Raw genomic sequence first — 13,483 nt, 5'->3', positions numbered from 1 at the left:
TGTTGGGGTTCGTTCCTGACACTGGTGGCGAATTCTCCGGCCCCCTCAGGCAGCCTGCTGCAACCTGGCAAAGCGCGAGCGTCTGGTCGGCGCCACGGGCGTTCCGTCCAGCCATTCGCAGACCCGTACCAGATCGAGCGCGACGGCGGTGGCGATGTGTTGCAGGCGTGTCTTGGCCAGGCCAATGTAGCGGCAGGTGCGCAGACCGCTGCGGCGAATGGCCTGCGCATGAGTGCTCTCGACGCCCGCGCGGGCCGCATACTCTTGCTCGAAGGTCTCGGAGGTTTGCGTCAGGCGCGCCTCGCGCAGCGCTTCGTGGCACTCGCGCGACTGCAAGAGCACGATGCGCGCGCTGGTTTTGGATTTGGTGCAATCCGCACGATGCGGGCACGAGCGGCAATCGCGGGCGGAGAAACGCACTTGCGTCTCAATGCCGGGGACCCCGGTTTTCGGCTTCCAGGTCTGGCTGAGACAGCCGGCGGGACAGGTCGCCCGTTGTGCCTCCCAATCGATGAGGAAATGCGCTTTGTCGAACCCCTTGCCGGCGCGCGCCTGCCAGCTGGTATCCTCGCCCAGCGGGCCGATCACGCACACGCCGTCGCGCTGTTGACTGTCAAGGACCACCTGCGGAGAGGTATAGCCTTTATCGACTAAGTGCTTGGCGGGCAGCAGATCGGCGCGCGCAAGTGCGCGATGCACGTCCGGCAGCGCTTTGACGTCGGGAACCGTCGCGGCGGTGGTCTCGACGTGGGTAATCACGCGCGGCGCGTCGCTCTCGCAGGTCTCGCTCAGGTGGACTTTATAGCCGACCCAATCGACGCTGCGTTTGGTGCTGTAGCGCGCTTCGGGGTCGTAGGGCGATTCGATGCGCTGCACCAACGCGGACAGCTCATCGCCCGAGCGCCACGCCAGAGCGTCCTCGTCGCGGCGGTATTGCTGCTCCCAGACTTGGCGCAGCGTGCCCACCTCGGGGAGCGCCGCGAGCCGCGCGCCCGCGGGTGCGGCGGCGATCGCGTCCAAGAGGGTTTGCCCGTCGGCGCCGATCTCGGCGGCCAAGCGCTCGCGCTCGCTCTTGGCGGCGGGCAGACGGAAGTTTTCGACCCGTCGGGCATAGCGTTCGTACCAGCTCGGCGGGGCGAGCGCAGCCAGCCAGTCGGGCGCCGCATCCGCCACGGCGTTCAACGCCGTGCGCAGCGTCTCGCCGACCCGTTCCAGGCGGTTGAGGGTGCGCACCGCAGCCAGAATATGAGTGGAATCGGTGCGTTGCCGACCGCGCGCCTGGAGCAGGTGCATCTCCCGCAGGCGCGCCAGCAGCGTATCGAGCAGCCGCCTTTCGGCCTCGCCCCCCGTCAGGCGCGCGCGAAACTCGCTCAACACGGTGTGATCGAACCCAGGGTCACTCAGCTCCAGCCCGAGCAGGTATTTCCAGTCCACGCGGCCCCGCACGGCGTCGGCCGCCGCGCGGTCGGACAAATTCTCAACGAATTGCAGGATCGTCACCCACGCCAGGCGGGCGGGCGACGCGGCCGGCTGACCGCAGCGCGGAAACAGGTCGGCAAAATCCGCGTCCTGGTACAGTCCCCCCAGGGCGTCGGCGATCCTCAAGCACAACGTACCCCGCGGAAAGGCGGCGCACGCCACCCGGCGGGTTTCTTCGGGGATTTCGAACGCGGGGCAAGGTTGGAGCGACACAGAAAGCCTCCGAAACAACAGGGCACAACCGGTCCCTCCAGTGTAGGCGAACGTCGCCGCGTTGTCGGCTCGGCATCCGCCTCGCCCGGCTGCGGAATTCGCCACCAGTGTCAGGAACGAACCCGAACATTTCAGCGCCTTGCATGCGGTTGCTGAGGTGCTGCGCCCCCGGTGTCGAGGCTTTGATCACCATTCAGGCCACCAGCCTCGCGTCAACCCGTCGCGGCCTGGGGGCCGCTCCTACCGCCGTAGGAGCGGCCGCCAGGCCGCGACCAAAGTCACCCGAGCAGTGGCTGCAATCATGGTCAAGGCCAGTGTCGAAAAGGGATGCGCCGACAGCCGGTGACTCTTGATCACTGAAAGGGCGTGCCAGCAAGAGACCGCAGACAACACTGATCCCGCTGCCATGCCCTTTCAGGTCTTGGTGCTGCCCTCCAACCGCGCATGGATCTCCCTGCTCAGACAGGCAAGTGCCGTCTCGCACAGGATCGGCGCCTCGTCCGGGGTGGTGATGAAAAAGACATCGTCCACTTCGGCGCCAACCGTGGCGATCTTGGCATTTTGCAGGCGTACCCCGCAGGTCTCGAAGACCTCACCGACCTCGGCCAGCAGGCCGGGGCGGTCCAGGGTGCTCAGGCGCATCACGGTGCGGCGGTTGGTCTCGTCGACCGAGAAGCTGACGCGGGTCTCGATCGGGAAGTGGCGGTGGCGGCGCGACAGGCGGCGTGCCACCGTGATGCCGTCGCGGGCGTGGGCGCGGAGATCCGCGGTGAGGGTGGTGTGGATTTCGTCCATCCGATCGGAGTCGTTGACCGGGTGGCCGTCCAGGTCCAGTACCTGGTAGGTGTTGACCGCCATGTGGTCGTCGGTGGTCATGACCCGGGCGTCCATGATGCTGAGCGCGAGCTGATCCAGGACCGCGGTGGTGCGGGCGAACAGGTTGGCCCGGTCGGGGGTATAGATGAAGATCTCGGTACCGCCGCGTGCGGTGACCGGGCGGATGACCACCAACGGCAGTTCGCCGGGGTCGGTGTTCAGGATCAGGCGGGTCTGCCAGGCGATCTCGTCGGGCGAGTTGTGCAGGAAGAAGTCCTGGCCGAATCGCAGCCACAGTTGGTCGCACGCCTGGGGGTCGCCGCCGTAGCGTTGGACCAGCCGCTTGGCCTCGGTCTGTTTCTGTTCGATCAGTTCGTGCTGGGCCTGGGGGTGTTCCAGGCCGCGCAGCAGGGCGCGCCGGGTGCTGTGATAGAGTTCGCGCAGCAGGGCGGCGATCCAGCCGTTCCAGCGCTCCGGGTTGGTGGCGCGCGAGTCCGCCACGGTGAGCAGATACAGATAGTCCAGGCGGGTCGGGTCCCCGACCAGTTCACCGAAGGCCTGGATCACCTCCGGGTCGCTGATGTCCTTACGCTGCGCGGTCATGGACATCAGCAGGTGTTTTTCGACCAGCCAGGCGACCAGGCGGCTGTCGAACTCCGAGAGTCCGTGCAGGCGGCAGAAGTCCCAGGCATCGCGGGCGCCCAGTTGGGAGTGATCGCCGCCGCGGCCCTTGGCGACGTCGTGGAAGAGCCCGGCCAGGTACAGGATCTCCATTTTGGGGATGCGCAGCGTCACCGCGCTGCACAGCGGGAACTCCTCGGCGTGCGCGGCGATGGTAAAGCGGCGCAGGTTGCGCAGCAGGGCGAGCGTGTGCTCGTCGACCGTGTAGACGTGGAAGAGATCGTACTGCATGCGCCCGACGATGTTGGCGAAGGCCGGGATGTAGGCGGCCAGCACCCCGTAGCGGTTCATGCGCCGCACGGCGTGGGTGAGGCCGCCGGGTTCGCGCAGGCACTCCATGAACAGGCTGCGGGCGCGGATATCGGCGCGGAAGGCGTCGTCGATGCGGTGGCGGTTCTCGCGGATGGCGCGGATGGTGCTGGCGCGCACCCCGTGCAACTCCGGGTGGGTCTGCAGGATGTGGAAGACCTCCAGCAGCGCGATAGGGTAGCGGCGGAACACGGTCGGTGAGCTGATTTCCAGAAAGCCGCTACGGGTCTGGAAGCGTGAGTTGATCCGCACCGGGGGGCCGATGTCGTCGTGCAGCAGGATGGCCTCGCTGAACAGTTGCAGCAGCATCTCGTTTAGGCGGTTGAGTTCTTGCACGGTGCGATAATACTGCTGCATGAACTGCTCAACGGCGAGGTTGTTGTCGCCGTCGCAGAAGCCGAACCCCTGTGCCAGGGTGCGCTGGTAGTCGAACAGCAGCCGGTCCTCGCACCGTCCGGTGAGGCGGTGCAGCGCGAAGCGGATGCGCCACAGGTGGTTTTGCCCCTCGATCAGGGCCTGGTACTCCGGTTCGGTCAGGAAGCCCTGGGTCACCAATTCGTGCAGGGTGGTGGCGGCAAAGTGCCGCTTGGCCACCCAGCCGATCATCTGGATGTCGCGCAGGCCGCCCGGGTTCTCCTTGATGTTCGGCTCCAGGTTGTAGGCGGTATCGCCATACTTGTGCCAGCGCGCCTGCTGCTCCGCGGCCTTGGCGGTGAAGAAGGCCTGGCTGTCCCAGATCCGGTCCGCGGCGGTGGCCGTGCGCATGCGCTGGAACAGGTCGGCGTCGCCGGCCAACAGCCGCGCCTCCATCAGGTTGGTCATCACGGTGACGTCGGCTTGGGCCTCGCTGACGCAGTCATCCACGCTGCGCACACTGTGCCCGACGTGCAACCCGATGTCCCACAGGAAGGTTACCAACTGCCCCAGGGCCTCCTGAAGCATCGCCTCGGCTGCGGGTTCGGCGAGGATCAGGATGTCCAGGTCGGAGGCCGGTTGCAGTTCCTGCCGGCCGTAGCCGCCGACCGCCGCCAGGGCCACGTCCGCGGCGTCCCCCACATGGTGTTGCCAGACCTCGCGTACGACCCGGTCGGTGATTTGGCTTAAGGTCAACACCAGGGTGGTGACGGGCACCCCAAGGTCGAACTCCTTGAACAGTGCGTCGCGCCCGTCGCGCAGTTGTTGACGATAGACCGGGACCAGGTCGCGCAGGTTGGCGGGGCCCGGGGTCATGGGGCGGGGACCGCGGCGCGCTCGTCCGCGCGCAGGGTCAGTACCTCGTGGCCGTCGGGCGTGACCAGCAGCGTGTGCTCCCACTGGGCCGAGAGGCTGCGGTCTTTGGTGACCACGGTCCAGGCGTCCGGCAGCAGTTTGATGAAGCGCTTGCCGGCGTTGACCATGGGCTCGATCGTGAAGCACATCCCCGGGCGCAGCACCAACCCCTCGCCCGGCTTGCCGTAGTGCAGCACCTGGGGGTCTTCGTGGAACTCGCGCCCGATCCCGTGTCCGCAGTACTCGCGCACCACGGAGTAGCCGTGGGCCTCGACAAACTGCTGGATGGCGTGCCCGATATCGCCCAGGGTGGCACCGGGGCGCACGACCTCAATGCCGCGCCACAGCGCGTCGCGTGTGACCTTCACCAGGCGCTTGGCCAGGATCGAGGGCTCGCCGATGCAGAACATCATACTGGTGTCGCCGTGGTAGCCGTCCTTGATCACAGTGATATCCAGGTTGACGATATCGCCCCTTTTCAGTCGCTTGTTGGCGGGGATGCCGTGGCAGACCACATGGTTCACCGAGGTGCAGATCGACTTGGGGAACCCCCGGTAGTTCAGGGGCGCCGGAATGGCGCCCTGGACCGTGACGATGTGCTCGTGGCAGCGGATGTCCAGTTCCTCCGTGGTGACGTCGGCCTGGACGTAGGGGCTGATCATGTCGAGCACCTCGGCGGCCAGGCGCCCGGCGACGCGCATCCGCTCGATGGCCTCGGGGGTCTTGATTTGCACGCTCATGGGGCCTTTGAATGCGTCCATCGGGTATCCAGATTATTAAGGAAAAAACGGCCGCGATTTGCGCCGTCGTTGCCGGGGCTAAGCGGGCTATGGTATAAAACGCGGCACGCCGTCGCAAACGGGCGCTGCGCGGTCCCGCCGCGGGGCGGGTATGGCCCGTTTGAGATCAGGACCACTGCCGGGCGTGGTGCTCGAGGAGATCAGGGCGGCCGACCTCCCATCCAAGCGAAAAACCGTGGTTTTTCGCTTTATTTTTAGGGGCGGTCGGCAGACTCGATGTCCCCGACTCTGGGGCGTTTTAAGTGGATTAACACGCGGTCGCTGCGGCGGCCGGACATTCAACCGCACACGCGTCGTCACATGTTGCCGGGTGCCCGCCAGGTTCGTCACTGGATTGGGTTGCTGCATGGGACGCGTGGAGGCCCAACCCAACACACCTGAGGAAACGATCGTGAGTCAAGTATCCATGCGTCAGATGCTGGAGGCCGGCGTCCATTTCGGCCACCAGACCCGTTACTGGAACCCTAAGATGGGCCCCTTCATCTTCGGGCATCGCAACAAGATCCACATCATTAACCTGGAAAAGACGGTCCCGCTCTTCCAGGACGCACTGAATTTCATGAGCACCCTGTCGGCCAACGGCGGCAAGATCCTGTTCGTCGGCACCAAGCGGGCGGCGCGCGACGCCATCCGCGAGGAGGCGCTGCGCTGCGGCATGCCGTTCGTGAACCACCGCTGGCTGGGCGGCATGCTCACCAACTTCAAGACCATCCGCCAGTCCATCAAGCGGCTGAAGGACCTGGAGGCCATGTTCGAGAGCGGCGGCATTGAGCGCTTTAACAAGAAAGAGGCCCTGGACCTGTCGCGCGAGCGTGACAAGCTGGAGCTGAGCTTGGGTGGCATCAAGGACATGGATGGCCTGCCGGACGCCATGTTCGTGATCGACGTCGGCCACGAGAAGAACGCGGTGACCGAGGCCAACAAGCTTGGTATCCCGGTGATCGGTGTGGTCGACACGAACAACGACCCCAGCAAGGTCGACTATGTGATCCCGGGCAACGACGACGCCATCCGCGCCGTGCGTCTGTATATCGCGGGCAGTGCCGATTCAGTCCTGGAGGGTCGCGACAGCGCCGCCGGGATGGTGTCGGGCCGTGAGAGCGAGTTCCGCGACGCCGCTCCCGGGCGCGAATAGTCCGGTCGGGCCACACGGGGCGTCCCTGACCCGATTCGGTCGACGGTCGCCCCGTGATCGGTCGGCGGGCGCCCCCGGGGTGCCTCTGTCGAGGTGCCCCCCAGACGCCCCCGGAGTCGCCGAGCGCCCGCGGGCAACATCCCAATTTCGCCGCACCCCGACACCTGAGCGGGGTGCACGAGCAGTACAGAGGATTTGAGGCATGTCGATTACAGCCGCCATCGTTAAAGAACTCCGCGAGCGTACCGGCGCGGGCATGATGGAATGCAAGAAGGCCTTGGTGGAGACGGGCGGAGATATCGAGGCCGCGATCGATGCGATGCGCAAGTCCGGTCAGGCCAAGGCGGCCAAGAAGTCGGGCCGCATCGCCGCTGAAGGTGCGGTGGTCATCGAGCTGGCGGCCGACGGGCAGCGCGGCGTGATGGTCGAGATCAACTGTGAGACCGATTTCGTCGCCAAGGATGCCAATTTCACCGCCTTCGCAGCGGCCGTGGCCAAGACGGCGCTGGCGAGCACCGCGGCCGATGCCGCCGCGCTGCTGGAGCAGCCGCTCGTCGATGAGCCCGGAACCACGGTCAACGCGGCCCGCGAGGCACTGATCACCAAGATCGGCGAAAATGTCCAGGTGCGGCGCCTGGTGCGTTTCGACGGCGTCGAGGGCGCCCTCTTCAGCTACCGTCATGGCGTGCGCATCGGCGTCGTGGTGGAACTGCAGGGTGGCGACGAGGCCCTGGGGCATGATCTGGCCATGCATGTGGCGGCCAGCAACCCCGTGTGTCTGAGTGCCGACGAGGTGCCGCCGGAGCAACTGGAACGCGAGCGCGAGATCTTCCGCGCCCAGGCCCTGGATAGCGGCAAGCCGGCCAACATCGTCGACAAGATGATCGAGGGTCGGATACGCAAGTTCATGGAGGAGGTGACGCTGCTGGGTCAGCCCTTCGTCAAGGATCCCGAGCAGACCGTCGAGAAGCTGCTGAAGCAGGCCGGGGCCAAGGTGCGGCGTTTCGCCCGGGTCGAGGTCGGGGAAGGGCTGGAGAAGCGCAGCGAGAACTTTGCCGAAGAGGTCATGGCCCTGCAGAAGGACTGATTGCCTGGCGGGCGGGGGCACTGTCCGTGCCCCCGGCACCAACGGCCATGCCCCGATTCACCCTGAGTGCTGGGAAGACCTTATGTCCGTTCCGATCTACCGTCGCATCCTTTTGAAGCTCAGTGGCGAGGCGCTCGCGGGCGGCGGTCGCGAGAGCATCGACCCGGATGTGCTCGAAGGCCTGGCCGGTGATGTCCGGGACCTGCTCGGTGAAGGGATTGCGGTCGCCCTGGTCATCGGCGGGGGCAACATCTTCCGCGGTGCGGCGCTGGCCGCACGGGGGATGGACCGGGTCACCGGCGATCATATCGGCATGCTGGCCACCCTGATGAATGCCCTGGCCATGCAGGATCGCCTGGAGGCGCTGGGGGTGTCGACGCGGGTGATGTCGGCGCTGCCGGTCGGTGGCGTGTGTGAAGACTATAATCGCGCGTGTGCACTGCGGCATCTCGTGAAGGGGCGGGTGGTGATCTTCGCCGCCGGGACTGGAAACCCTTTTTTTACGACGGATTCTGCGGCCAGTCTGCGGGCCATCGAGATCGGTGCGGACCTGCTGATCAAGGCGACCAAGGTCGACGGCGTCTATTCCGCCGATCCCCTGTGCGTCCCGGATGCGACCTTTTATTCCCGAATCAGTTACGATCGCGCCTTGCGCGAGGGTTTGCAGGTGATGGACACGACGGCCATCGTGCTGTGTCGGGATCATGGCCTGCCGTTGCGCGTGATGAATATCAACGAGCCGGGGGCCTTGCTGCGCCTGATGCGCGGTGCAGACTTAGGTTCCCTGGTGGCAAGTGGTGATTGAAGATGATCAATGACATCAAGAAGGACGCGGCGACTCGGATGGGCAAGAGCGTGGAAGCCTTGGGCCACGAGCTGGCGAAGATTCGCACCGGGCGCGCCCACCCCTCGCTACTGGATCACGTCATGGTCTCCTACTACGGCTCCGAGATGCCGATTCGGCAGGTGGCGAACGTTACCGCCGAGGATTCGCGCACCCTGGCGGTGATCCCGTGGGAAAAGGGGATGGTGCAGGCGGTCGAGAAGGCGATCATGCAGTCCGACCTCGGGCTCAACCCGAACACGGCCGGTACTGTCATCCGCGTGCCCATGCCCGCGCTCACTGAGGAGCGGCGCCGCGACCTGATCAAGGTAGCACGCCATGAGGCCGAGCAGGCACGCGTCGCGCTACGCAATATCCGCCGCGATGCCAATGCCGAGTTGAAGGATATGGTGAAGGAAAAAATGATCTCCGAGGACGACGAGCGGCGTGGTCAGGAGATCGTGCAGAAACTGACTGATCAGTATGTCAAGGAGGTCGACGACGTGTTGGCCACCAAGGAATCAGACCTGATGTCCATCTGAGGCGTGTTGAGCCGCAGCCGAAACAAGACGACGTGGACACGGTATCCCCCGGCAGCGGGGCTCACGATGCTGAGCGGCGCGTCCCTAAGCACGTCGCCATCATCATGGATGGCAACGGTCGCTGGGCCAAACAGCGCAATCGCGCCCGCACCTGGGGGCACCGCGAGGGTGTCAAGAGTGTGCGTGCGGTGGTGGAGGAGTCGGTGCAGCGCGGGGTCGGGACCCTTACCCTGTTCGCCTTCAGCAGCGAGAATTGGCGACGCCCGCCCTCCGAGGTCAGCGTACTCATGGATCTCTTCATGATCACGCTGCGCGGCGAGGTGCGCCGGCTCGATGAGAATGGCGTGCGGCTGCGTGTGATTGGCGAGCGTACCGCCTTCAGCGAGAAGTTGCAGCGCCGCATTGACGAGGCCGAGGGCCTGACCGCCCATAACACCGCCCTGAATCTCCAGGTGGCGGCCAACTACGGTGGGCGCTGGGACATCACCCAGGCGGTTCGCCGCGTGGTCGCCGACGTGGCGGCCGACCGGCTTGACCCCGCCGCGGTGAATGAACAGGCGATCGCCGCACGCCTGTCTTTCGCCGATCTGCCCGACCCGGACCTTTTGATTCGCACCGGGGGCGAGAAGCGCATCAGTAACTTCATCCTGTGGCAGTCGGCCTACGCCGAGCTGTATTTCACCGAACTCCTGTGGCCGGAATTCAATGCCACTGCCTATGGGCTTGCACTGGACGACTTTGCCCATCGCCAGCGCCGTTTCGGCCTCACCGGGGAGCAGGTCGTGAGCGAGTCTGGAGTGGATCGCCATGAGTGATGCCAAGATCATGACGGCCGGTAGTGCGCTGCGCCAGCGCGTCGTGACGGCCTTCATTCTGGGGCCCTTGGTGATGGGGGCGGTGCTGTGGTTACCCGCCTCGGCATTCGCCGTCTTCATGGCGCTGGTGGTCCTGATCGGCGCCTGGGAGTGGGCTGGGCTCAGCGGGCTCAGTGCCCGGGTGGCGCAGGTGGCGTACGTCATCCTGGTGGCAGTGGGCTTGGCGAGCCTCTGGTTTCTGCCCCCGTGGTGGCGTACTTGGCTGGTTGCTGCGGGCGTCGCCTGGTGGGTCATCCAGACCGTCGCCTTGGTGCGTATCCAGCACATCGAGCCCCGGACTGGGCTGGATGGCGCGGGTGCGGCGACCGGACTCCTGGTGCTCTGCGTTTCCTGGACGGCCCTGATCACATTGCGTGACACCGGGCCCGCGGGGCCGGCCCTGGTGCTGTTCTTGCTACTGCTGATCTGGTTCGCGGACTCGGCGGCTTACTTCGCCGGCCGCCGCTGGGGGCGTTCCAAACTGGCCCCGGGGTTGAGTCCCGGCAAGACCCTTGAGGGGGTCTACGGGGCGCTGGCGGTGGCCGGCATCGGTGGGGTCCTGTTGGGCGCGGTGCTGGCCCCCCGGGTCGGTGGGATCCTGTTGGCGGTTGCTGTGTGTGCGGTCACGGTCGTCATGTCAGTCGTTGGCGACCTCTATGAGAGCCTGCTCAAGCGGCGGCGCGGGGTCAAAGACTCGGGTCAACTGCTTCCCGGGCACGGCGGCTTCCTCGACCGGATCGACAGTCTGACCGCGGCGGCACCCCTGTTTATGCTCGGTATCAAACTTTTCCTACCGGTGGTACATACATGATTGGTGTTGCGATACTCGGTTCCACCGGCTCCATTGGTCTCTCCACGCTCGACGTGCTGGCGCGGCACCCGGAGCGTTTCCGGGTCGTGGCCCTGACCGCGAACAGCAATGCGGAAAAGTTGGCCGAACAGTGTCGCCGCTATCGGCCGACCTATGCAGCCATGGCCGATCCCGCGGCCGCCCGGGTGCTCCAGTCGCTGCTCGCGGGGATGCCCGGGGCGCCCGAGGTCTTGTCCGGGGTTGCCGGGCTGGAACAGGTCGCGGCCCTCCCGGAGGCGCAGTATGTGATGGCCGCGATCGTCGGCGCCGCTGGCCTGCCCCCGAGCCTGGCGGCGGCGCGTGCCGGCAAGCGCGTCCTGCTGGCGAACAAGGAGGCGTTGGTGATGGCGGGGGCTCTGTTTATGGACGCGGTGGCCGCCAGCGGGGCCGAGCTGTTGCCCATCGACAGTGAGCACAACGCCATCTTCCAATGCCTGCCGACGGGGTTTCACTCCGGTCTGGCGCAGGTCGGGGTCGAGCGGATCCTGCTTACCGCCTCCGGTGGTCCGTTCCGCGACTGGCCCACCGAGCGCCTGGCCACGGTGACCCCCGAGCAGGCCTGTGCCCATCCGGTCTGGAGCATGGGGCGTAAGATCTCGGTGGACTCGGCCACCCTGATGAACAAGGGGCTGGAGGTGATCGAGGCCTGCTGGCTTTTCGGCACCGGACCGGAGCGGATCACTGTGGTGGTCCATCCGCAGAGCACGGTGCACTCGCTGGTCCAGTACAAGGATGGGTCGGTCTTGGCCGAACTCGGCAATCCGGATATGCGTACCCCGATCGCTCATGCCCTGGCGTGGCCGGAGCGGTTCGATTCCGGGGTTGCCCCACTCGATCTGGTGGCACTGGGGCAACTCGATTTTCAGGCCCCGGACACGGGGCGCTTCCCCTGTCTGCGTCTGGCCTTTGAGGCCGCGCACGCGGGCGGTTCTGCACCCTTGGTGCTGAACGCCTCCAATGAGGTCGCGGTGGCCGCCTTTCTCGAGGGTCGCGTAGGATTTCCTGGTATCGCGCGGGTCGTGGAGGAGACGCTGGCCTTCTACGCCGAGCAATCCGTGGCTGGTCAGGATCTGGCAGGCCTCATCGAACTCGACCAGCGTGCCCGCGCCAACGCGCAACAGATCATCGCCAAGCGGGTCGACTAGCGCCCTATGTCATTGCCTCTCCTGCAGGATATCGGCTATTTTCTGATCGCCTTGGCGATCCTCATCACCGTGCATGAACTCGGCCATTTCTTGGTCGCCCGGTGGCTCGGGGTCGGGGTGTTGCGCTTCTCGATCGGCTTCGGCCGGCCCTTGCTGCGCTACCAGCGCAGAGCGGACACGACCGAGTATGTACTCTCAGTGCTCCCGTTGGGCGGCTACGTGAAGATGGTCGATGAGCGCGAGGAGGCGGTCGCCCCGGCGCAACTCCACCTGGCCTTCAACCGGCAACGCCTGTGGCGACGGGCGGCGATCGTGGCCGCCGGGCCGGCGTTCAATCTGCTGTTCGCCATCCTCGCCTATTGGCTGGTGTTCATGGCCGGGGAGACCGGATTGCGCGCGGTCGTGGTGTCGGTGGTACCCCACTCGCCCGCCGCCCAGGCCGGCTTCCGGGAGGGGGACCAACTGCTGCGGGTCGCCGCTCGCGACGCCACCATTTGGGAGCAAGCGGTGTTCGCCTTCATGGCGGAGTCCGGTCGCAGCCAAGACTTGAGGGTCACTGTCCGTGATGCCGCCGGGCGGGAGCAGGAGCGCCTGATTGACGGCGAACGCTTCGCCGCACTGCCCGAGGATGCGAGCATCGTCAAGCGCCTTGGGCTCAATCCCCGCCCGCTGCATCTCCCGGCAATCGTCGGCGATGTCATTCCGGGTGAGCCTGCGCAGCGCGCCGGTCTGCAATCCGGGGATCGTCTGCTCGCCGGGGACGGTGAGCCGATTCGCGACTGGAGTCACTTCGTGGAGATGGTCCAGGCGCGGCCGGGCCAGGAGCTGCGCCTCGCGGTGGAGCGCTCCGGCGCGCCGTTCGTGATCCGCCTGACGCCGCGGGCCTACCAAAAGAGTGGTGCAACGCTCGGGCGCATCGGTGCCGGGGTCATGATGGATCGCCTTGAGGTTCGCTATGGGCCGCTGGCCGCGCTGGGGCAAGCGTGGGACCAGACCTGGGACATCAGTCGGCTCACGGTGCGCATGATCGGGAAGATGCTGGTGGGCCGGGCGTCCGTGGAAAATTTGAGCGGTCCCATCACGATGGCCAAGGCCGCAGGGGAAACCGCGAGCACCGGGTGGGACTCCTTCGTCAAGTTTCTGGCCGTCGTCAGTATCAGCCTGGGCGTCCTGAACCTGGTGCCGATCCCGATCCTGGACGGCGGCCACTTGCTGTATTTCTTCATTGAGTGGATCAAAGGTAGTCCGGTGTCCGAGGCGATCCAGCTGCAGGCCCAAAAGGTAGGCATCGTCCTGATCGCCGCCCTCATGGGTCTGGCCTTTTACGAGGACCTCGCGCGGGTCTTTGGTTAGCCGCTGCCGATCCCGTATACTAGCGCCCGGTGCCGGCAAAACGGTTGTTCAGGCGCCTGGTTTTCGTCACGAAGCGAACCTGTCCAGCGGTGGGCTGCGTTCACCTCGTGCTCTTGTCGGGTATCTT

Annotated in this window: 11 protein-coding genes; 8 read left to right on the top strand and 3 right to left on the bottom strand. The window is 65.9% G+C overall.

Annotation, left to right across the window (positions count from 1 at the left end):
* Positions 1–45: 45 nt before the first annotated feature.
* The 3 genes from QZY44_RS29060 to map all read right to left on the bottom strand — a co-directional run bounded on the left by QZY44_RS29060 (position 46) and on the right by map (position 5,507).
* Positions 46–1,692 carry an IS1182 family transposase gene (locus QZY44_RS29060; protein ID WP_295456130.1) on the bottom strand — a complete coding sequence of 549 codons (1,647 nt, stop codon included), beginning with the start codon at positions 1,690–1,692 and terminating at the stop codon, positions 46–48.
* 414 nt (positions 1,693–2,106) lie between these two features.
* On the bottom strand, positions 2,107–4,728 hold the full coding sequence (glnD, locus tag QZY44_RS29055) for a [protein-PII] uridylyltransferase (protein ID WP_295456124.1): 2,622 nt from the start codon (positions 4,726–4,728) through the stop codon (positions 2,107–2,109).
* Positions 4,725–5,507 carry a type I methionyl aminopeptidase gene (gene map / locus QZY44_RS29050; protein ID WP_295456129.1) on the bottom strand — a complete coding sequence of 261 codons (783 nt, stop codon included), beginning with the start codon at positions 5,505–5,507 and terminating at the stop codon, positions 4,725–4,727. The genes glnD and map overlap by 4 nt, the downstream gene beginning before the upstream one ends.
* A 466-nt stretch (positions 5,508–5,973) precedes the next feature.
* Here map and rpsB point away from each other — a divergent pair, with 466 nt between their 5' ends.
* The 8 genes from rpsB (at position 5,974) to rseP (ending at position 13,356) form a co-directional block, all read left to right on the top strand.
* Positions 5,974–6,702 (top strand): 30S ribosomal protein S2, encoded by a 729-nt coding sequence (rpsB, locus tag QZY44_RS29045; RefSeq protein WP_295456128.1) that lies wholly within the window; start codon positions 5,974–5,976, stop codon positions 6,700–6,702.
* Between the two features lie 202 nt (positions 6,703–6,904).
* Positions 6,905–7,789, top strand: a complete 885-nt coding sequence (gene tsf, locus QZY44_RS29040) for a translation elongation factor Ts (RefSeq protein ID WP_295456123.1) — start codon at positions 6,905–6,907, stop codon at positions 7,787–7,789.
* An 82-nt stretch (positions 7,790–7,871) separates the two neighbouring features.
* The gene (pyrH, locus tag QZY44_RS29035; protein ID WP_295456122.1) at positions 7,872–8,594 is read left to right on the top strand and encodes a UMP kinase; all 723 of its coding nucleotides are present in this window, start codon (positions 7,872–7,874) and stop codon (positions 8,592–8,594) included.
* A gap of 2 nt (positions 8,595–8,596) precedes the next feature.
* The gene (frr, locus tag QZY44_RS29030) at positions 8,597–9,154 is read left to right on the top strand and encodes a ribosome recycling factor (protein WP_295456121.1); all 558 of its coding nucleotides are present in this window, start codon (positions 8,597–8,599) and stop codon (positions 9,152–9,154) included.
* A 32-nt stretch (positions 9,155–9,186) separates the two neighbouring features.
* A complete protein-coding gene (gene uppS / locus QZY44_RS29025) occupies positions 9,187–9,969 on the top strand; it encodes a polyprenyl diphosphate synthase (RefSeq protein WP_295456120.1) in 783 nt (260 codons plus the stop codon).
* Positions 9,962–10,819, top strand: coding sequence for a phosphatidate cytidylyltransferase (locus QZY44_RS29020; RefSeq protein ID WP_295456119.1), 858 nt, complete (start codon positions 9,962–9,964; stop codon positions 10,817–10,819). The genes uppS and QZY44_RS29020 overlap by 8 nt, the downstream gene beginning before the upstream one ends.
* On the top strand, positions 10,816–12,003 hold the full coding sequence (gene ispC, locus QZY44_RS29015) for a 1-deoxy-D-xylulose-5-phosphate reductoisomerase (RefSeq protein ID WP_295456118.1): 1,188 nt from the start codon (positions 10,816–10,818) through the stop codon (positions 12,001–12,003). The genes QZY44_RS29020 and ispC overlap by 4 nt, the downstream gene beginning before the upstream one ends.
* A gap of 6 nt (positions 12,004–12,009) precedes the next feature.
* On the top strand, positions 12,010–13,356 hold the full coding sequence (rseP, locus tag QZY44_RS29010; RefSeq protein ID WP_295456117.1) for an RIP metalloprotease RseP: 1,347 nt from the start codon (positions 12,010–12,012) through the stop codon (positions 13,354–13,356).
* Positions 13,357–13,483 lie beyond the last annotated feature (127 nt).

Origin of the sequence: uncultured Thiodictyon sp. (assembly GCA_903837595.1) — a bacterium.
Classification (GTDB): domain Bacteria; phylum Pseudomonadota; class Gammaproteobacteria; order Chromatiales; family Chromatiaceae; genus Thiodictyon.
This window is presented reverse-complemented; position numbering and strand designations above follow the sequence as displayed.

Coding starts and splice junctions, on each gene's coding strand:
- glnD (WP_295456124.1), bottom strand. CDS start 4,728: ATGACCCCGGGCCCCGCCAACCTGCGCGACCTGGTCCCGGTCTATCGT.
- pyrH (WP_295456122.1), top strand. CDS start 7,872: ATGTCCGTTCCGATCTACCGTCGCATCCTTTTGAAGCTCAGTGGCGAG.
- map (WP_295456129.1), bottom strand. CDS start 5,507: ATGAGCGTGCAAATCAAGACCCCCGAGGCCATCGAGCGGATGCGCGTC.
- QZY44_RS29020 (WP_295456119.1), top strand. CDS start 9,962: ATGAGTGATGCCAAGATCATGACGGCCGGTAGTGCGCTGCGCCAGCGC.
- rpsB (WP_295456128.1), top strand. CDS start 5,974: ATGCGTCAGATGCTGGAGGCCGGCGTCCATTTCGGCCACCAGACCCGT.
- tsf (WP_295456123.1), top strand. CDS start 6,905: ATGTCGATTACAGCCGCCATCGTTAAAGAACTCCGCGAGCGTACCGGC.
- ispC (WP_295456118.1), top strand. CDS start 10,816: ATGATTGGTGTTGCGATACTCGGTTCCACCGGCTCCATTGGTCTCTCC.
- rseP (WP_295456117.1), top strand. CDS start 12,010: ATGTCATTGCCTCTCCTGCAGGATATCGGCTATTTTCTGATCGCCTTG.
- frr (WP_295456121.1), top strand. CDS start 8,597: ATGATCAATGACATCAAGAAGGACGCGGCGACTCGGATGGGCAAGAGC.